The sequence below is a fragment of the Tenacibaculum sp. genome (assembly GCF_048269885.1).
Taxonomy (GTDB): domain Bacteria; phylum Bacteroidota; class Bacteroidia; order Flavobacteriales; family Flavobacteriaceae; genus Polaribacter.
In genome coordinates, this window is sequence record NZ_JBLWTZ010000001.1 from 256932 (window position 1) to 276544 (window position 19613).

Sequence of the window (19613 nt, forward strand, 5' to 3'; positions counted from 1 at the left end):
TTGTATAAAAAAACGAGGTATGTATTTTACAACCTCGCTTTTATATTATTCTTATGTAGAAAAATGTTTTATTTTTTCTTTGGGTGTACTAACTTCATCTCTTCAATTAAGTGCTTTGCGCCTGCGTATTTATCAACAATAAATAATACATAGCGAACATCTACCATAATATTTCTACAAATTTCAGGATCGTAATTCATGTCGCTCATCGTTCCTTCCCAAACACGGTCGAAGTTTAATCCAATTAGGTTTCCATGTGCGTCAATTGCAGGGCTTCCTGAGTTACCCCCTGTGGTATGATTGGTTCCTAAGAAACAAACAGGAACTTTTCCATTTTTATCAGTGTATTGTCCAAAATCTTTAGCGTCGTATAAATCACGCAATTTTTGAGGAACGTCAAACTCATAATCACCAGGAACGTACTTTTCAATAACACCATCTAAATAACTTACAGGATTGTAATATACGGCATCTCTAGGAGAATACCCACGAACTTGACCGTAAGTAACACGTAATGTGCTATTAGCATCAGGAAAATAGCGTGTATTTGGTAATGCTTCCATCAATGCTTTCATGTATGTTTTTTGCAAGGCCGTAATTGGTTGATTTTTCTGTTGAAACTCTGGATTGATTTTTGTGTAAAACTCTTCAATCATAGGTTTTGCATATTGGTAAGCAGCATCCTTGTTTAAATTTTTCACCACTTTTTTAGCGTCTCCCTCTAATAACTGTAAAGCTTTATCTAAATCAGTAAAACTTGTTTTATCGTAAATAGAAGCATCTACATTAGTAGCGTTGTATAATGGCATCACATTCTTAAATACTCCCTTATCTACATTTGTATCAAAGTTTTTGTGAATTGCTTTAATTCTATTAACTAACGACGTTCTAGCTTCCTCAAATTCCTCAGGTTTATTTAAAGCCACTTGTTCTAGTTGATATGCTCTAAAAGTTATTTGCATCAATTCGTTGGTAACTAAGAAAACCTCAATAAAATTTCTTCTTTTAACATTAATATCAGCAAAGTCTGCATACAATTTTTCAAACTCAGGAAGAATATTTCCATAGATATTTTCTAACCCTTTTTCTTTTAATGCTTTTTTGAAAGTAGTTTCAAAAGCTTGGCGTTCTGTAATTGCATTGCTCTTTTTAATCCCTAAGTTTTCACCAATCCATTTTTTCCATGCATTTGCAATGCGTGCTTGCTTAGATGCATATTTAATACGAACAGCGTCACTAGCTTTCATTTGTGCGTCAATTTCTTTTAATGCAGCCTCACGAATAGCAATATTACTCGGATTAAACTCTTGTGTAATATGCTTAATAGCAACGGCTGGTAAGTACTCATTGGTACGGCCAGGAAATCCAAAAACCATCGTAAAGTCACCTTCTTCAATTCCGTCTAAAGAAACAGGTAAAAAGTGTTTTGGCTTGTAAGGAACGTTGTCTTTACTATATTTAGCTGGACGATTGTTTTTGTTAGCATAAATTCTGAACAATGAAAAATCTCCTGTATGACGTGGAAAAACCCAGTTATCGGTATCACTACCAAACTTTCCAATGCTACTTGGTGGTGCGCCTACTAAGCGTATGTCTTCAAATTTCTCAGTAACGAATAAGAAATATTGGTTCCCTTTGTAAAAAGGTTTTACTTTAACATCTTGCCAAACTTCTTTTTGTACTGTTTTTTGAATTTCGTTGATGTTTTTATCAATAGTCGATTGCTTTTCACGCTCAGTCATAGTATCAGTAACCCCATTCAATGCTTTGGTAGTTACATCATCAATACGAACAATAAATTCAACATATAGCCCTTTATTAGGCAATTCTTCTTTTTTGTTTATCGCCCAAAAACCATCTTTTAAATAATCGTTTTCTAAAGAAGAGTGGGATTGGATTTGTCCAAATCCACAGTGGTGATTGGTTAAAATTAATCCTTCAGGAGAAATCACTTCACTAGTACAACCTCCATTAAAATGCCCAATGGCATCTTTTAAACTAGAATTGTTTACATCGTAAATGTCTTTAGCGGTAAGTTTGCTTCCTAAAGAGGTCATTTCTTGTTCATTCATTCCTTCTAAAAGAGAAGGAATCCACATACCTCCTTGTTGTGCAGTAACTTGAACGACAATAAATAAGAATAGAATTTTTATATACTTCATTTGTTTGTTTTTAAAAAGCTAAAGATACGAATTGATCGTAAATTAGCTTGTTCACAGCATAAAGTAATAGGTTAAAAAAGGCTTAAAACATTATTTTTTGCCTAAAGGATATAACTCTTGATGAATAAAATCTTTTGGGAACTTTTCATCGCCATCAAATCCTAGCTCAATATCACGACCGTTATACGGTATGTAGTTTGTTTTAAAAATGTAGTCCCATATACTCAGTGTAATACCAAAGTTAACCCCCATTTTTCTTTCGGCTGGAAGTTCTTTTGCATGATGCCAAATATGCATTCTTGGATTGTTTAAAATGTATTTTAGCCAACCGTAATCCCAGTTAATATTGGCATGATTTAAGTGACCAATAGTGATGTTGAAAAAATGAACAATGGCTACATCTTGTGCAGTAAACCCCCCCATAATAGCTAGGGGAATATATTTCATAGAGTTGTAAACTACGGGTTCCATCCAATGATAGCGAAGGTGCGCTGCGAAGCCCATTTGTTTTACGGAATGATGTACTTTATGAAAGTTCCACAAAAATTCGTATCGGTGTAGTAAGGTGTGTGTAAACCACTGCACAAAATCAATACTAATAAAGAAAACTGTAATCCTTGCCCAATAAGGAATCGTAGTAATATCAAAAAGTTGAAAGCTAGCAACGGATAAACCAATCAAACCAAGGAGGTCGTTAAATAATTGTTCCGTAGCATTCGACAAGGCAATGAACACAATTAGGTTTAATAAGAAGAAATTAAAAAACATGTAAAAAGTGTCTAGCCAAAAATCTTTACGAAACAAAGGCTGATTTTTACGCCAAGGAAATACAATTTCCAATCCCCAAACAACAAGAGAAATTAGAAGTAAGCCATAAAAATAATTATCCCATTGAATTTCAAACAAAACAGATTGTTTTAGATAGTTCCAATAACCTGTGTATGAGTTCTTTATAATTTCCAGATATCTTTCCATGGGTGCTATAAATTTTAGCAATAAAAATAATGAATTAATGAGTTATAATTTTAAATAAATCTCGTCCTTTCCATAGTCGTTCTTCTTTGGGTAAAATTTCCATATTGTCCCAAAAACCTGTGAGTAATGTTTGTGCATAAGCAGGAGGTAACTGTTGTTCAGTCATTAATGTATTTGCTTTTTTATAATTATAAGAAAGTGTATGAAAAGTGTATGAAAAATCATTAGTGTCATTTAAAATGGCATACCAAACATGGGATTTTCCATTGTTAGCGGGCATGCCAATAACCCCTGGGTTTAACCAAAGAAGTGAACCTTTCTTATCTGCAAAAGGAAGTCCACAATGCCCCGCAACAATTACATCACTATTAGTTTCATTGAACGATGGAGTTTTATTTTTCCATGCAGTAGATTTAAAAATAAATTCAGAAATATCATGATACGAACCGTGTACCAAGACGACCTTTTTATCTGCGTATGTAAAGGAGATATAATCGGGTAGGGTTTGCATCCAGTTAATTGATGTTTCTGAAAGGTGGTTTTGAGCAAAAGGATACCATGCTTTTGAAAAAACATCACAACGAGAACCTTCTGTAAAATCGCAACCACAATCAATCTCCCCATTTCGTAACTGTTGTTCTACATTTCCAATAATACTATGTGCTCCCCAGTTTATAAAGGTTTGTACTGTTTCTTCTGGTTGTGCACAATAGCCAACAATATCACCAGTGCAAAAACAGTTTTCAGGCGCTATATTCTCCTGTTCAGCAACTTTAATTAGAGCTTCTAAAGCTTGTAAGTTGCTGTAAATTCCTCCAAATAAAAGTGCTTTTCCCTTTACGGTATTTATATATGTTGTTTTTGTATCCATAACGGAACTAAATAAAGAGTGAAACAAAGAATACTTCCCCAAATGTTGCTCCATAATAAATTAGCATACTTGCCAGAAGTAAAAATTAATAAAGAAGGAAAAGCATCAAAAACTAATAAAAAGCCAATAAAAATACCAGTACCTACAGATAAGTAGTAACTAATTTTAGGGGGTTTTAACTTCCATAGCATAAAAACTGGAGCTAGCCCAATAACCATAGTACCGCTAATAGTGGTTGCTGATAAAATTGAGGCATCTAAAAATACAGGAATGGTTCCTGTGACAGCAATGAGTAGCATCATTATTCTGCCAAATGAAACAGAGGGTTGAATGTTTAAGTCAATAGCAAAAAGCTTGGCCGTTGATGAAAATGTAGAATCTAAGGTAGATGCAGCTGAGGTAATCATGATAAAATTAACCACTAATAACATTCCAATACCTAATGTTTTACTAAATGCAACAGCTGCTTGCCCATCAAGACCGTTGATTTTCCCGAAGACACCTACAAAACTAAATAAAACGATACATAAAAACCCAAGAACAGTAGCCCAAAGGTAGCTTTTTAGAGTTGTTTTTGGACTGCTTATAAAGCCACGATCGGTTAATACAGGATCGTGAAAAGGATAGCTAAACGATTGTAAAAAAGCAGCAATAGCTAAGTTTCCTCCTAAAGCCATCGTCCACTCACCAGAGTTTGAAATTGCTACGTAATTTATACCTTCAGAGGAACAGATATTCCAAAGAATAATTGCTAAAAGTACCGAGAAAAACAACATTTGAATTGCGTCAGTAAAAATACTACTGCTCAAGCCTCCTTTCAAAGCATAAGCTAAGGTTAGAAGTGTAAAAGCTACAATAGATGTGTAGTATGAGGAGCTACCTACAGCTCCAAAATAAGAACCAATAACCATGGTGTTTGACCAGACTTCGTTAAATAGTCTAATGAGAATTAAAACAGAAAATACAAGAATAGCGGTATTGCCAAATCGAATATTTAAAAAGTGATGAATGCTTTTAAAACCTCCTTGGGTACGTAGTTGGTATATAATTATTCCAGCAACGGCAAACGAAAGGTAATACAGTGCATATGCAACCCCTCCTACAAGTCCGAATTGCAAGCCTAAATTAGCCGCATTGGTAATGCTTTTCGCAAAAATCCAAGAGATGACTAAGCTACCTGTGAGCAATAATGTATTGGGTGCTTTTTTATTGTGTGTAGCTTTAAAGAAGGTTTGATTGGTTTGGGCAAAAGGGGAAAGTATTAAAAATATTAAGCTGGTACTAAGTAGTAAACCCCATTGCCAAATGTATATTGTTTCTTTCATTGGTTATACGTATTCTGAGAGAATTTTAATTTCTTACTTTAGTTATTCCACCAAACACCAAAATTAATACTATTACCATTAGTAGCTTGAGCAGCTAGTTCATAATTTGTGTTGTTTAAAGAGGCCTCTTCTGCAGGATAGGGCATTCTTACAGGAATTAAATTGTTATTTAAACTAGCTGAAATGGGATTCAGGTTAGGAAAACCAGTTCTACGATATTCTATCCATCCTTCATAGCCGTTAATAATGTTAGCAATCCATTTTTGCGTTATAATTTGCTCTAGGGCTTTTGTGTCGTCAAAACTAGCAGTTGTCGTAAGGTAATCATTAGGTATGTTAGTGTTCCAATAACGAAAGGCTTGCGTGGTAGCTAATTCGTATAATGATTTGGCATTGTGGGTAATAAATCCTTTGTGTGCTGCTTCTGCTAATAAAAAATTAGTTTCCCAAGCGGTCATATAATTGGCTTGCAAATTTCCGGCATGTTCTCTAAAAATAAAGCCAGCTAATGAATAATTCCCCAATGAAATAGTGGTTTTTGAAGCATCTATTCCGTTAATTAACCCGTTGTAATTGTTGGGAGGAGTACTGGAAGGTCTAAAAAAAGTTTGAATTCTAGGGTCATTTAGCTCTTTTAAAATCTCTTCAATAGTTTTAGACATTACAAAGTTGTTAAAATCTCCTACTCGTAAACGCGCCATTCTAAAGTTATTAGGCTCTCCATCTGTAAAATTAAAAATAGCATTTTGAGCATTGTTGGCAATGTAGTTGCCATCGGTTACAATTTCTTGAAGTTCTTTGTTTATGTTTTGTTTTGATGAAATACGGATAAGTGCTTTTATTCGTAATGAGTTGGCAAATAAAATCCAGCTATCTAGATTTCCGTTGTATAAAACATCGCCCGTTAGCGGTAAATTACCCGTGTAATTTTCAATTGCTATTATTCCCTTTTTTAAACTATCTAAAATACCTCCATCTGCTAAGTAAATAGCTTCTTGTGTGTCGTATTTGGGAGTAACAGTTTTGTTATCTCCATTAAAAGCATCACTATAGGGAACATCTCCAAAAAGATCTGTCAAAGCCATAGCCATATATGCCTTAAAAATTAAAGCAGGGCCTTCATACACTTTAAATGTTGGATTATTTTTGGCTTTGTTTAGGATAATTTCATTGTCTCTTAGATTAGTGTAAAATACAGGCCATGGATTCCCACCTAATTGTGGTGATTTTAAAGCATGACGATCAAATAAATTAAAATCTAAAGCAGTAAGTTGTTGACTTAATAAATTACCTGCAACAAAACCTTCATACGACATTGCTTCTCCATAATTGTAAATAACTTTACGAAATAATAAACTGGGTTCTACATCGACAGGAAAGTTGGGGTTTGTATTTATTTTTTCAAAATCACTAGTACAACTTGTTATGAGTACTAATAGGAAGAGAGATACGTAATTTTTCATGACATTGTTTTTTAAAAGGTTACACCTAGTTTAAATCCGAAGCTTTTGGTGGTAGCATACGACATATCTTCTACACCACTAACAATTCTATTTCCCTGCACCGCTAGTTGTTCTGGGTCAAAATGAGGAATGTTACTAATTGCAAATACATTTTTACCTATAAAAGAAAGAGTTATATCAGCTCCGTTTTTAACAAAGCCAAAGACATTGTTTTTTAAATTGAAGGTATAACTGAGGGCAAATTGTCGTAACTTTAAATAGGAGGCATTATACACATTATTTTCTTCATGATTTCTGTCGTAAAATTGTCTGTAATAACTTTCGGGAGTTATTGCGGTTGTGTTTGGGGCATATATTGGGTTTTCTGGAGTTCCAGTATTTATAACCCCTTGCGCAATAATGCCTGATGTTGGTCGGTAAGTTGTTTCTTTTAATTGACCAGCAACCCCTGCCAAAGCTAAGGTTCTCGAAACTAATTCACCTCCTTGTCGCCAATCAAAAAGAAAATTCAAATTCCAGTTTTTGTACGAAAAACTATTGTTGAGTCCTATTGCAAAGTCAGGATTGTAATTTCCTAGTTTTTTAAGTGTAGGGTCTGCAATAAAATGTCCTTCAGATGTTAAGACAAAATCACCTTTTTCATTTTTTAAATAACCAGTTCCGTAGAAATCACCAATGCGTCCGCCTTCTTCTACTTGAAACCAAACGGTTTGATCTGGATTGTTGTACACTCTTGAATACGCCAATGTAATTCGTCCACTGTTTTGAGGTAACGATTCAATGGTGGCAACATTTTTACTAAAGTTTACAGTAGTATTCCATTTGAAGTTATTGGTTTTAAAAGGAGTGGCATTAATAACAAGTTCTACCCCTTCAGAACGTACTTTTCCGCCATTAACTACTTGTTGTTTAAAACCTGATGAAATAGGAATTGGAAGTGATAAAATTTGATCTTTGGTAAGTGCGTTGTAATAAGTAATATCAAAAGTTAAACGATCATTAAAAAAACGAAGATCAGCCCCTATTTCAAAAGAAGTTGTTTTTTCTGGACGTAAGTTAGGGTTGGCAATAAAATCTTGACTTGTAAATGCGGGTTGTGCATGTACATTTGTTGTGGGGATAAAAGTTCTTGAAGTTTGATATGGATTGGTGTCGTTACCAACCTGAGCAATGCTTGCACGAACTTTTGCAAATGAAACCGTTGTAGGAAGGGGAAATAATTTGCTTAAAATGACGCTGGTAGAAACCGAAGGATAAAAGAAAGAAGTATTAGTGGTGGTAATTGGAGTAGCAAGCGCGCTAGACCAATCATTTCTACCTGTAATATCTAAAAAGAAGACATTGTGATACCCTAATTTTATCAAGCCATATAAACTGTTGATTCTTTTTTCTGATGAAAAATCAAAAGTTTCAATAGGAGAAGCGGCGTTGTTAAAGCTAAAAATACCAGGTTGTGCTAATTGCGTAGTTTGTGTTTGTTGTGTGCTAGCTCTTTGATCAAGGCGATTTCCTCCTAAGGAAATGTCAAGAGTAACATTATCAACTTTTGGGGTATAATTAATTAAAAAATCGGTGTTAATTTCTCGGTAGGTTACTTTGTGTTCAGCGTATGCACCATTCCTAAATCGATTGGAACTAAAGTTTCTTAAAAAACGCCTGTTTTCATTAGAGTAATCCATTCCTGTTCTTAGTGTTAGGTTTAGGTTGTTGGTAATTTGTTGTTTTGCTGAAATATTACCAAAAACACGGTCTCTGTTAAATTCATTTCTATTTTCGTGTAATATGAAATATGGGTTGTCAAAAAAAGTATAGTTGAACGAATACTGTTGCCTACCCTCTAATCCTGGTTGCCAATAATTTTTTAAACTGTTAATGTTTAACGATCGAGGTCCCCAAGCTACTAATGAATAATTCACGTTTTCAGACCCGTATCCGTTAGAAGGTCTGTTATCGCTATTACTATGTACATAATTAACATGCGAAGTAATGGTAGTGTTTTTTGAAGGGATGAATTGCAAATTAGTAGCAACTGTTTTGCGCTGTAAGTTAACACCGGGTATAATTGATTCGCTGTTAACATTGGTCAATGATAAACGATAATTCCCTTGATTAAATCCCGATGCTATGGCAATATTATTAATTGTTGTAATACCTGTTTTATAAAAATTTGTTACGTTGTTAGGGTGTGCTATAAATGGAGTAGGTGTAATAGGGAGTCCGCTATACAAAGCGGTATCACCTCCTCTAACCGTAGTGCCATCGGGTAGAGATACTGGACTGTCAAATTGAGGAATTAAAGTGCCTTGGTTTAATCTTGGTCCCCAACTATAGGAAATATTGTCGTTAGTTCCTCCACCTAATCCATTAATAAATTCAAAACGACCAGAGTTTCCTTGTCCGTATTCGTTTTGAAACTGAGGAAGTTGGAAAGCTGTGTCAATGAATAAAGAAGAGTTAACACTCATTTGAAAAGCATTGCTTCCTTTTTTTGTGTTGATGATGATAACTCCATTAGAAGCTCTAGTACCGTATAAAGCAGCAGCACTTGCCCCTTTTAATACAGAAACTGAGGCAATATCATCGGCGTTTACTTCCATGGCCCCGTTACCAAAATCAGCTTCTTGAAAACCTGCGGCTGCTTCGTTAGTACTATTAAAAATAGTATGATTGTTTATGGGGGTTCCGTCTACAATAAAAAGGGGGTTGTTGTTGGTGAAAGATTGTTCGCCACGTATAACGATTTTTGAAGAAGAGCCAACACCAGTGGCCCCACCACTGGTAATGTTCACACCCGCTAATTTTCCTGATAAATTATCTAAAAAATTTACTGATTTAACTTCCGAAATATCTTTTTGTTGGATGCTCTGAATAGCATATCCTAGTTCTTTAGACTCTCTTTTTTTATTTAAAGCAGTAATAATTATTTCGTCCAATCCTGTATTTTCTTCTTGTAAATAAATAGAGATATTTTTTTGATTACCAACTTCAATTTCCACTGTTTTATAGCCTATAGAAGAAAAGATTAGTCTGTCGTTTTTACTCTTTATTTTTAAAGAGTAGTTGCCGCTATTATCTGTAATTGTTCCTTTCGTTGTGTTTTTGATAGTTACGTTAACAAAAGGGATAGGAATTCCATTGTTTTTTGAGATTACTTTCCCTCCAATTGTATATTGAGCATTCGCAAAGGTGGTTACGCATAATAACAACCCGAGTAAGATTTGTTTCATGTGTTTTTATAAATTTTGTTTCATATTGAGAACCATCAAAGAGTAAGTAAAAGCGAAGCGTTTTACCACTAAAAGGATGATTGTTATGATGTTACTGTACTTAAGAAAAGATGGGTGTTCTTCGTGAAGTTTTAGGAGAACCTTTGTTATAAAGCACTGAAGTGTATTGATACTTGTGCCTGTATGAGGTGTTGTAAAAACTTTTTCTCAATACGAGAAGTATCTTATTAATTAAATATTTTAAGAAGTTATTCGTTGAATAACGATTTAAAAAATAGGTTAAATCGTTTTCTGAATCAATATCTTTTAAGTATGCAAGTTGCAATACAGAGTGTTCGTTTTTTTCAAGTGTTTTTTTAAGCGCACCAAATAACTCAGGAGTTTTCCAAGGGAGTGTTGCAAAACTTCTCTTGTTAAAATGTTTTCGATTAATGGCGAGTAAATAAATACCTCCATCTATTGAGGGACCTAAAACAGGAAGGTCGTTTTGAAGGTGATCAATGGCCTTTTGTAGGTGAGAAGCGTTTAAATTTGGACTGTCATTTCCTACAACAATTATGTTATGAAACCCTTTGGCAAAAGTGTGCTCTAAAGCGTTTGTAAAACGCTGACCAAAAGTTGCTCCTATTTGGTGAGTTTCATTACAAATACATATTTGAGCGTTTGTTTTTGAAGCTTCAAAAACTATCTTTTTATTTAAGTAGTCAAATAATTCTTGCCCTTTTCCTAAAAACTTATGTTCAGCTTCTCTTTTAGAAGAGTTTGCAAAAATAAGAATAGCTATTTTGGGCTGTTGTTTTGACATTTATGGACTTTCCATTAATTATAATAAAATGGAAAAGTCGCAAGAAATAGATTGACATTACAAAAAAAGCCGCTAATTTAATTAGCGGCTTTTAAGAGCAAGTAGGTTGCTTATTTTTTATTAACTTCTTTAATGTATTTTTCTAAAGCCATAGTCATTGAAGGTGTCTCAGGTGTTGGAGCAGCAATGTCTACACGTAAACCTCTATCTTCAACAGCTTTAATAGTAGTGTTGCCAAAAACAGCTATTCGAGTATTATTTTGTTTGAAATCAGGAAAGTTTTCAAATAAACTATCAATTCCTGATGGACTAAAGAATACTAAAATATCATAAAAAACATCTTCCAAATCAGATAAGTCACTGACTACGGTTCTGTATAGGTCAGCACGTTTCCAGTCAACCCCTAATTTATCCAATTCTTCAGGAATTAAAGGTTTTAATTTATCTGAAGAAGGAAGTAAAAACTTCTCGTCTTTATGTTTCTTGATCAATTTAGTTAATTCAGGAAATGTTCTATTACCAACATAAATTTTACGTTTACGGTACACAACGTATTTCTGTAAATAATAGGCCACAGCTTCAGACTGACAGAAGTACTTCATATCATCAGGAACAGTAAAACGCATTTCTTCAGCGATTCTAAAAAAATGATCGACAGCATTTCTACTGGTAAGTATAATGGCTGTGTAATTGTTTAAATCAACTTTTTGAGCTCTTACTTCCTTTACAGGAATTCCCTCGACATGAATAAACGATCGAAAGTCAACCTTAACCTTTTGCTTTTCCGCCAAGTCAAAATATGGCGATGTTTCTGTCTTTGGTTTAGGTTGAGAGACTAAAATAGTTTTAACTTTCATAAACTTTCTCTTTATTACGTAGTTGTTGTTTTATAAAGAATTAATAGCGGTGCTATTTCAAGGGTGCAAAAGTACAAAATAAAATAAAACAACTTGTTAATTACAAGTTTTTTATTGTTGGTTAAAATTAAAAACGCTCTAAAAATAAGCAAGATACCAAAAGAATAAATTAAAAAAAGTTTGTTGGTAAAAGTATATTGGTACAGTATAATAATGGGAAGTAGCCAGATACTAAGAACATACAAATACCCCGATTTTGTATGTAAAAAATAACGTACAATTGATGATAGCCCTAAAGTATTAGTCAAAGTATAATCTATAATAAAGCGCAAAGAGAAATATATAGTAACAAATATTAACAACCCTAAAAAAGTTAAAAAGCTATGAGAGTATATTTCTGATATTAAAGTTAGAAATAAAAACAACGAGATAACAATTATTGAAAAAGAAAAAAGCAACAGTTTAAAAGGGGTAAAAAAAGAAATCCCTTCTTCCATTCTTTTATGAAAAAAACCAGGAGTAATAAAAGCAATTGCATACCCGTATATCTTGGTAGGCTTTAACGATTTCATCATAGCCAATAACACAATAGCTAATACAATAACTAAAGTAATCCAACTATCATGGTTTGTAATTCGTTCTACTGCTTGCAATTGCTTTTATACTTTTTAATTAACACAAAATTAGTAATAAATAAGTGTATCTTTGCCTAGAATTATATGAAAATTACATGAAGTCAGACGCTTTAGTCATAATTCCTACGTATAACGAGAAAGAAAACATCGAAGCTATTATTCGAGCAACTTTTAGTCAAGAAAAGGCGTTTCATGTGTTGGTTGTGGATGACAACTCCCCTGATGGAACAGCAGCCATTGTAGCAAGTTTACAAGAAGAGTTTCCAAGTCAACTTTTCATCGAAAAAAGGAAAGGAAAAAACGGATTAGGTACTGCATATATTCATGGTTTTAAATGGGCAATCGCAAAACAATACGATTATATTATTGAAATGGATGCCGATTTCTCGCACAACCCTAACGATTTAATTAGATTGTATAATGAGTGTGTTCAGGAAGGAGCAGATGTAGCTATAGGCTCAAGATATTCAGTGGGAGTTAATGTAGTTAATTGGCCAATGAGTAGGGTGTTACTATCTTATTTTGCATCAAAATATGTACGACTAATTACCAGAATACCTATTCACGATACTACAGCGGGTTTTGTATGCTACAAAAGAAAAGTACTTGAAACCATTCAATTAGATAAGGTTAAGTTCGTAGGCTATGCATTTCAAATAGAAATGAAATATAAAGCTTGGAAGCACAGGTTTAATGTGAAAGAAGTTTCAGTTATTTTTACTGATAGAGTATTAGGAAAGTCAAAACTAAGCAAAGGCATAATCAAAGAAGCTGTTTTTGGTGTGATAAAAATGAGAATTAACGGATTACCGAAATAAGAGCATGACTATAATTACTACAAGAGAAGCAAGGAAAGAAGATATGGAAACCTTGTTAGCGTTTGAACAAGGAGTTATAGAAGCAGAAAGACCTTTTGATTCATCCTTAAAAGAGGGAAAGATTAACTACTACAATTTAGAGGAAATGATTTTTGCTGAAAATGTACATTTAATCGTGGCAATGGCTGAAGAGGAAATTGTAGGTTCAGGTTATCTTAGGATCGAAAAATCTCGAAGTTATCGTAAAAATGAACAAAATGGGTATATTGGGTTTATGTATGTAAAACCAAATTTTAGAGGCCAAAGAATCAGTTCGTTAATTTTAGAGTCTTTAAAAAGTTGGGCAAAGAGTAAAGAACTAAAAGAACTAAGGCTAGATGTTTATAAAGATAATTTAGGGGCTATAAAATCTTATGAGCGCTTTGGTTTTCATAAGAGTTTGATTAACATGAAAATGGAAATTTAATAGAAAATGAAGCAAGCATATTTAATTAAAAACGCAAAAATCGTAAACGAAAACAAGGTTTTTAAAGGCGATGTTTTAATAGAAGGAGAATTTATTAAAGAAATAGGAGAAAACTTACTTCCTACCGATGATGTATTAATGGTTGATGCTGAAGGAAAGTTTTTAATTCCAGGTATGATTGACGATCAAGTACATTTTCGTGAACCAGGGTTAACACATAAAGCAAATATTGCTACCGAAAGTAAGGCTGCAATTGCAGGAGGAATTACTTCTTTCATTGAAATGCCTAATACAGTGCCTCAAGCAACCACTCAAGAATTACTAGCTGATAAGTTTGATATGGCAAGTAAAACATCATACGCAAACTATTCGTTTATGTTTGGTGGAACGAATGATAACTTAGAAGAGTTATTAAAAACAAACCCTAAAAACGTTGCTGGTATCAAGTTATTTTTAGGTTCTTCAACAGGAAATATGTTGGTAGATAATGAAGAGGTGCTTGAGAAAATATTTTCTTCAACTAAAATGTTAATCTCTGTACATTGTGAAGATGAAGCTACCATTAGAAAAAATACAGAAGAATACAAAGCAAAATACGGTGATGATATTCCTGTAAAATACCATCCGTTAATTCGTAGTGAAGAAGCATGTTATTTATCATCCTCAAAAGCAATTGAATTAGCAAAGAAAACAGGAGCACGTTTACATATTTTTCATTTATCTACAGAAAAAGAAACCCACTTATTCCGAAATGATATTCCTTTAGAAGAAAAACAAATTACGGCTGAGGTTTGTGTACATCACTTATGGTTTACCGATGCTGATTACGATACAAAAGGGATGTATATTAAGTGGAACCCTGCGGTAAAAACTCAAAAAGATAAAGATGGTTTATGGAAGGCGCTGCTAGATGATAGAATTGATATCATAGCAACCGATCATGCACCTCATACCTTAGAAGAAAAGGATAACGTATATACAAAAGCCCCTAGTGGAGGACCGTTAGTACAACATGCTGTTCCAGCGATTTTAGAAAAAGTAAAAGAAGGGGTGTTGCCAATTGAAAAGGCAGTAGAAAAAATGAGCCATAATCCAGCAAAGATTTTCCAAATTGAAAAAAGAGGATTTATAAAAGAAGGTTTTTATGCCGATTTAGTTTTGGTTGATGCAGATAAGAAGTGGACTGTAGATAAAGAAAATGTATTGTATAAATGTGGATGGTCTCCTTTCGAAGGAGTTGAGTTTTCAAACCAGATAACACATACATTCGTAAATGGAAATTTAATGTACAATGAAGGGGTGTTTAATGAAGAAATTAAAGGAAAACGATTATTATTTAATAGATAAATGAAATCTTTTTTTTACATATGTCTGGGGCTGTTTATAGTGTCGTGTAATAGCAATACGATTTATAAAAAACCGGAGAATCTTATTCCTAAAGATTCAATGGTTTCGTTATTAACGGATATGTATATTGCCTCTTCAGCCAAAAACCAAAAAAATAAGTTGTTAAAGAGAGAGAAAAACTATATGATTTTGGTGTACGAAAAATATAAAATTGATAGCACTCGTTTTGATGCTAGCAATACATATTATACCTCTATGGTTGATGAGTATGCAGGAATTTTAAAAAATGTAAAGAGCAACATTGATTCATTAGACATTTTATACAAGAAAGAACAAGAAGTTCAAGACTCTATAAAAGGGATCCAAAAAGATACTATTTTAAATAAAGAATTATTAGTAAACGATTACCCTAAAGATTCGATAAATAAAGAAAATAGAAGACTTGAAAAAAAAGACTTAAAGAAGAGTCTTAAGTAACTTGTTTTTTAAATTCTTTAGAAACGTTAGTTATTACATGGTCAATAGGTTCAAACACAAAACCAAGTTGTTCGGTAATCTTCTTAGAAGTATAGAACGATTTGTTGTGAGCAGATTTAGCAGTGTTTTTAGTTAGTAAAGGCTCTTTACTAGTAAGTTTTGTTAAAAGCCAATCGATTTTCCAAAATATTGAAGTAGCTAATTTTCCTACTTTTATTGAAGGTCTTTTTTTATTTAGGTTGTCAGCAATGCTGAATAAAACATCTTTAAACGATTTATTTTCTGAAACGAGAATAAATCGTTCGTTGTTTATGTTTGAATCCATCAGGCCTATCATGGCTTTCACAACATCGTTAACTCCAACAAAGCCAGTAATGCCTTCCGTGTAAAAGGGAAATCCATCGCTTATTTGGGTAAACATCTTTCCAGATCCTTCCCTCCAAAAACCACCACCTAAAATTACTCCTGGATTTACAATAACGATATTCAAATTTTCCTGACTACCTCTCCAAACTTCCATTTCAGCACCGTACTTGGTAATTGCATACCCATGATTTTCATCACTATCAACCCATTCATTTTCTTCATTAATAGGTTTTCCGTTAATAGCATCCCCAACCGCAGCAATGGAGCTTACGAAACAGAATTTATCTACGTTGGCATCAATAGCCAAATTGATTAAGTTGGCAGTTCCTTCGATATTTATCTGACGCATTTTTCTATAATCCTTTGGATTAAAGGAAACTAACGCAGCACAATGGTATACTTGTGTAATGTTATTAAATACAGGTTCTAGGGAAGGAATATCTGTAATGTCAGCTTGTATCCATTCAATTTTTGAAAAATACTGTTGCACATTATCTGTGTAAAAAGAAAAGATTTCTTTAACATGTTCACGCTTTTTTTCAGTTCTAAAAATAGCTCGAATTTTGTCGTTTTTTTGGCTTAAATGATATAATAAATGTGAGCCTACTAAACCTGTTCCTCCTGTAACTAAAATCATAAAGCGAATTTAGTTTATTTTGGCTGATAAACTTATCTTTGCTTCTTTAAAAATAGAATAAAATGACCAAGAATTTAGTAGAAGAATTACAATGGCGTGGAATGATACACGACATTATGCCAGGAACCGAAGAACAACTTCAAAAAGAAATGACGTCGGTTTATATTGGCTTTGATCCAACTGCAGATTCGTTACACATTGGTAGTTTAGTTCCAATTATTTTACTAGTTCACATTGAAAAAGCAGGGCATCAGCCAGTAGCTTTAGTAGGAGGTGCAACAGGTATGATCGGTGATCCAACAGGAAAATCAGATGAGCGTAATTTATTAAATGAAGAAGCTTTAGCAAAAAACGTAGCAGGTTTAAAAAGAACTTTAGGTCGCTTTTTAGATTTTGATAACGGGGCTAAAAACACTCCTTTATTGGTAAACAATTACGATTGGATGAAAGATTTTTCATTCATCGAATTTGTGCGAGATGTTGGTAAGAGAATTACTGTAAACTACATGATGGCAAAAGATTCTGTAAAAAAGCGTATTACAGGAGAAGCTGGTAACGGAATGAGTTTTACAGAGTTTACGTATCAATTAATTCAAGGGTATGATTTCTATCACTTATATAAAACCTTAAATTGTAAATTACAAATGGGAGGGTCTGACCAATGGGGTAATATTACCACAGGTACAGAGTTAGTTCGTAGAATGACACCAGGTGAAGATGCAAAAGCATTTGCAGCTACTTGCCCATTAATTACAAAAGCAGACGGTTCTAAATTTGGAAAGTCTGAAGGAGGAAATGTTTGGTTAGATGCAGCTAAAACATCCGTTTACAAGTTTTACCAATTTTGGTTAAATACTTCAGATGAAGATGCGGAAAAGTATATCAAAATATTCACGTTTTTAGATAAAGAAACTATTGATGCTCTCATTGCTGAACATAAAGAAGCGCCACATCAAAGAGCTTTACAAAAGAAGTTAGCTGAGGAAGTAACTATTTTTGTACACTCAAAAGAAGAATTAGCTAAAGCAATTGCTGCTTCAAATATCTTATTTGGAAAATCTACAGCTGAAGATTTAAAGAACTTAGATGAGCAAACGTTCTTAGATGTGTTTGATGGCGTACCCCAAGCAGAAGTTAGTACAGAGGACATAACTGGTGGGTTGGATATGATTGCCGCTTTAGCAGCCAAAACAGGCTTTTTAAAATCAAATGGAGATGCTCGAAGAGCCTTAAAAGAAAATTCAATATCTGTAAATAAAGAAAAAGTAAGTGAAGACTTTGTAATTACTTCCAAAGATTTAATTGCAGATAAGTATGTGTTATTACAAAGAGGTAAGAAAAATTACTTTTTATTAAAAGTAGCTTAAATAGCTTTTAGATATACTAAAAAAACCTTAAAGAAATTTCTTTAAGGTTTTTTTTGTTTGTAATATATAAACAAACGGGGGAAATTATTGTTATGAAACTGCTCTTAAATCAAACGTTAACGGACATCTTTTACAATTAATTCCTTTCTTTTGATATTTGTTGCAGCATTTATTTTTAGGTTTAATACAGTTGCTAGCACAGGAAGAACTACAAATAGTTGTTCTCTGTAATGTTTTGACAGAGGTTACTTTCTTGGTTTCAGTATAAAAAACAATCATTTGCTATTGGTAAAATCCGTGCAAATATAAGTTTTTTATTTAGAATAAATTAAAATAAAACAAAAAACTTGTGTTTTTACCATTGGTTATCAGTAGAGATAGTCGTATCTTTGTGTTAGTAAAAAAGCCCTTTTTTGTTAAAGAAACTAAGCATATATTTTTTTGTTGCATTGTACATGATAGCCATGTTACGCCCAATAGCTCCTTTTGTAGAGTACGCAATAAATTATGATTATATCTCAAAAGTTTTGTGTATTAACAAAGATAAACCAGAGTTAAACTGTAATGGTAAATGTCAGTTAATGATGGAACTTGAAAAGCAACAAGACGATGATTTTAAATCGTTGCGAATTGCAATGGAAGAATATCCGATAGGGTTTGTTTCAATCTTAAATTTAGATTTAGAAGAAAAACACTTTGTAAAAGAAAAAGAATTATTTTCTTATAAGAAAAACTATTACTACCTATTTAATCAAAAAGTATTTCATCCTCCTATTATTTAATCTTCATACTTAGCTATAATTACTACTAATTGGTTACAAATAACGTAATCAAAATGGTAGACTATTGTAAAATAAAAACAAGATTAAAACAATTTACAAGTAAAATCTTTAATGATGCTCCGCATTGTTAAAGAAGTACTGTAGTACATAAAATTTAAAAGATGAAAAAAATATTAGCTTTCATAGCTTTGGCTATAGCGTTCACTTCTTGTAGTGATGATGAGATGATTAACGATAAATTAGAAGGGGAAAATGAGGTAGTAATAGAGTTTGATAATGGTTTTGCTGAAGACAAACTTTTGTTAGGAACTTCAACTTACACAAACGGAAACGGAGAAACATTAACAATAAACTCTTTCGATTATATCGTAAGTAATTTTGTGCTCATAACAGAAGAAGGAGAAGAATATGTATATCCTAAAGAAAAAAGTTACTTTATAATAAGTGAAGGAGGAGGAGATAAGGTAAAAAAAGTTCAAATATCGCTTAAAGAGGTACCTGCGGGTAAGTATACACAAATTAAATTCGGAATTGGAATTGACCAAGAAAGATTTAAAGAGGGGCAAGCTGTACAGCAAGATTTTTGGACTTTGGCTGAGAGCTATAACTTAACTTGGAACTGGCAAGCTGGATACAAGTTTGTCGTTTTAGAAGGAAATTACAAAGAAGCAGCGGCTGTTGATGAGAACCCATTTATGTTGCATATTGCAAGTAGAGGAACAACAGTTGATTTATACAAAGAGGTAGTATTACCAATGGATGTTGCTATTGTTAGTAAGGAACAATCACCTCAATTACATATTAAAGTAGATGCAAATACAATGCTAGACGGAGTTTCTAAGGTTAAGTTATCTGAAGGTGCAACAATTATGGGGGGAGATAAGGCCTCTTTAATAGCCGAAAATTATACGAACATGTTTATGGTACATCATGTACACCATACCAATCATCATTAATAATTAAGGATGTCTAAAGAATAGTGGTAAAACACTGTTCTTTAGTTTTTTTAAGTATAACAAGTCAATTGTTTTCA

General features: G+C 33.2%; 17 protein-coding genes. 7 read left to right on the forward strand and 10 right to left on the reverse strand.

Translation table 11 applies throughout. The annotated features are described in order from the left end of the window. Positions 1–68: 68 nt before the first annotated feature. The 9 genes from ACN0WY_RS01080 to ACN0WY_RS01120 form a co-directional block, all read right to left on the reverse strand. Positions 69–2162, reverse strand: a complete 2094-nt coding sequence (locus ACN0WY_RS01080) for a S46 family peptidase (protein ID WP_417799277.1) — start codon at positions 2160–2162, stop codon at positions 69–71. A 90-nt stretch (positions 2163–2252) separates the two neighbouring features. Continuing rightward, complete coding sequence (locus ACN0WY_RS01085; protein ID WP_417799278.1) at positions 2253–3137, reverse strand: sterol desaturase family protein; 885 nt, start codon at positions 3135–3137, stop codon at positions 2253–2255. A 34-nt stretch (positions 3138–3171) separates the two neighbouring features. Continuing rightward, a complete protein-coding gene (locus tag ACN0WY_RS01090) occupies positions 3172–4008 on the reverse strand; it encodes a metallophosphoesterase family protein (protein ID WP_417799279.1) in 837 nt (278 codons plus the stop codon). Then, positions 3984–5333 (reverse strand): sodium:solute symporter, encoded by a 1350-nt coding sequence (locus ACN0WY_RS01095; protein WP_330488965.1) that lies wholly within the window; start codon positions 5331–5333, stop codon positions 3984–3986. The genes ACN0WY_RS01090 and ACN0WY_RS01095 overlap by 25 nt, the downstream gene beginning before the upstream one ends. A gap of 38 nt (positions 5334–5371) precedes the next feature. Further along, positions 5372–6796, reverse strand: coding sequence for a SusD/RagB family nutrient-binding outer membrane lipoprotein (locus tag ACN0WY_RS01100; protein ID WP_330488966.1), 1425 nt, complete (start codon positions 6794–6796; stop codon positions 5372–5374). 11 nt (positions 6797–6807) lie between these two features. Continuing rightward, positions 6808–10023, reverse strand: coding sequence for a SusC/RagA family TonB-linked outer membrane protein (locus ACN0WY_RS01105; RefSeq protein WP_417799280.1), 3216 nt, complete (start codon positions 10021–10023; stop codon positions 6808–6810). Positions 10024–10123: 100 nt separating this feature from the next. After that, a complete protein-coding gene (locus ACN0WY_RS01110) occupies positions 10124–10828 on the reverse strand; it encodes a TIGR04282 family arsenosugar biosynthesis glycosyltransferase (RefSeq protein WP_417799281.1) in 705 nt (234 codons plus the stop codon). Between the two features lie 110 nt (positions 10829–10938). Beyond that, positions 10939–11685 (reverse strand): uroporphyrinogen-III synthase, encoded by a 747-nt coding sequence (locus ACN0WY_RS01115; RefSeq protein WP_330488969.1) that lies wholly within the window; start codon positions 11683–11685, stop codon positions 10939–10941. A 14-nt stretch (positions 11686–11699) separates the two neighbouring features. Next, a complete protein-coding gene (locus ACN0WY_RS01120) occupies positions 11700–12338 on the reverse strand; it encodes a DUF4271 domain-containing protein (RefSeq protein WP_417799282.1) in 639 nt (212 codons plus the stop codon). Between the two features lie 77 nt (positions 12339–12415). Here ACN0WY_RS01120 and ACN0WY_RS01125 point away from each other — a divergent pair, with 77 nt between their 5' ends. Genes ACN0WY_RS01125 through ACN0WY_RS01140 form a run of 4 tightly spaced genes read left to right on the forward strand, consistent with a single transcriptional unit; the run spans position 12416 to position 15428 of the window. Then, positions 12416–13138 (forward strand): polyprenol monophosphomannose synthase, encoded by a 723-nt coding sequence (locus ACN0WY_RS01125; protein WP_417799283.1) that lies wholly within the window; start codon positions 12416–12418, stop codon positions 13136–13138. A gap of 4 nt (positions 13139–13142) precedes the next feature. Then, positions 13143–13604, forward strand: coding sequence for a GNAT family N-acetyltransferase (locus tag ACN0WY_RS01130; RefSeq protein WP_330488971.1), 462 nt, complete (start codon positions 13143–13145; stop codon positions 13602–13604). 6 nt (positions 13605–13610) lie between these two features. After that, positions 13611–14951: a dihydroorotase gene (locus ACN0WY_RS01135; protein ID WP_330488972.1), complete on the forward strand. Its 1341-nt coding sequence runs from the start codon at positions 13611–13613 to the stop codon at positions 14949–14951. Continuing rightward, positions 14952–15428: a DUF4296 domain-containing protein gene (locus ACN0WY_RS01140; RefSeq protein ID WP_330488973.1), complete on the forward strand. Its 477-nt coding sequence runs from the start codon at positions 14952–14954 to the stop codon at positions 15426–15428. Here ACN0WY_RS01140 and ACN0WY_RS01145 read toward each other — a convergent pair. Next, positions 15421–16431 (reverse strand): NAD-dependent epimerase/dehydratase family protein, encoded by a 1011-nt coding sequence (locus tag ACN0WY_RS01145; protein ID WP_417799284.1) that lies wholly within the window; start codon positions 16429–16431, stop codon positions 15421–15423. The two genes, ACN0WY_RS01140 and ACN0WY_RS01145, sit on opposite strands and share 8 nt — an antisense overlap. A 62-nt stretch (positions 16432–16493) precedes the next feature. On the opposite strand from ACN0WY_RS01145, the gene tyrS reads away from it, so the two are divergent. The 3 genes from tyrS to ACN0WY_RS01160 all read left to right on the forward strand — a co-directional run bounded on the left by tyrS (position 16494) and on the right by ACN0WY_RS01160 (position 19536). After that, positions 16494–17798 carry a tyrosine--tRNA ligase gene (tyrS, locus tag ACN0WY_RS01150; RefSeq protein ID WP_417799285.1) on the forward strand — a complete coding sequence of 435 codons (1305 nt, stop codon included), beginning with the start codon at positions 16494–16496 and terminating at the stop codon, positions 17796–17798. A 413-nt stretch (positions 17799–18211) separates the two neighbouring features. Next, on the forward strand, positions 18212–18580 hold the full coding sequence (locus tag ACN0WY_RS01155; protein WP_330488976.1) for a hypothetical protein: 369 nt from the start codon (positions 18212–18214) through the stop codon (positions 18578–18580). A 161-nt stretch (positions 18581–18741) separates the two neighbouring features. Further along, complete coding sequence (locus ACN0WY_RS01160) at positions 18742–19536, forward strand: MbnP family protein (protein ID WP_417799286.1); 795 nt, start codon at positions 18742–18744, stop codon at positions 19534–19536. The last annotated feature ends 77 nt before the right edge of the window (positions 19537–19613 follow it).

Coding starts and splice junctions, on each gene's coding strand:
- ACN0WY_RS01160 (WP_417799286.1), top strand. CDS start 18,742: ATGAAAAAAATATTAGCTTTCATAGCTTTGGCTATAGCGTTCACTTCT.
- tyrS (WP_417799285.1), top strand. CDS start 16,494: ATGACCAAGAATTTAGTAGAAGAATTACAATGGCGTGGAATGATACAC.
- ACN0WY_RS01145 (WP_417799284.1), bottom strand. CDS start 16,431: ATGATTTTAGTTACAGGAGGAACAGGTTTAGTAGGCTCACATTTATTA.
- ACN0WY_RS01125 (WP_417799283.1), top strand. CDS start 12,416: ATGAAGTCAGACGCTTTAGTCATAATTCCTACGTATAACGAGAAAGAA.
- ACN0WY_RS01135 (WP_330488972.1), top strand. CDS start 13,611: ATGAAGCAAGCATATTTAATTAAAAACGCAAAAATCGTAAACGAAAAC.
- ACN0WY_RS01115 (WP_330488969.1), bottom strand. CDS start 11,685: ATGAAAGTTAAAACTATTTTAGTCTCTCAACCTAAACCAAAGACAGAA.
- ACN0WY_RS01090 (WP_417799279.1), bottom strand. CDS start 4,008: ATGGATACAAAAACAACATATATAAATACCGTAAAGGGAAAAGCACTT.
- ACN0WY_RS01085 (WP_417799278.1), bottom strand. CDS start 3,137: ATGGAAAGATATCTGGAAATTATAAAGAACTCATACACAGGTTATTGG.
- ACN0WY_RS01100 (WP_330488966.1), bottom strand. CDS start 6,796: ATGAAAAATTACGTATCTCTCTTCCTATTAGTACTCATAACAAGTTGT.
- ACN0WY_RS01095 (WP_330488965.1), bottom strand. CDS start 5,333: ATGAAAGAAACAATATACATTTGGCAATGGGGTTTACTACTTAGTACC.
- ACN0WY_RS01080 (WP_417799277.1), bottom strand. CDS start 2,162: ATGAAGTATATAAAAATTCTATTCTTATTTATTGTCGTTCAAGTTACT.
- ACN0WY_RS01130 (WP_330488971.1), top strand. CDS start 13,143: ATGACTATAATTACTACAAGAGAAGCAAGGAAAGAAGATATGGAAACC.
- ACN0WY_RS01110 (WP_417799281.1), bottom strand. CDS start 10,828: ATGTCAAAACAACAGCCCAAAATAGCTATTCTTATTTTTGCAAACTCT.
- ACN0WY_RS01140 (WP_330488973.1), top strand. CDS start 14,952: ATGAAATCTTTTTTTTACATATGTCTGGGGCTGTTTATAGTGTCGTGT.
- ACN0WY_RS01105 (WP_417799280.1), bottom strand. CDS start 10,023: ATGAAACAAATCTTACTCGGGTTGTTATTATGCGTAACCACCTTTGCG.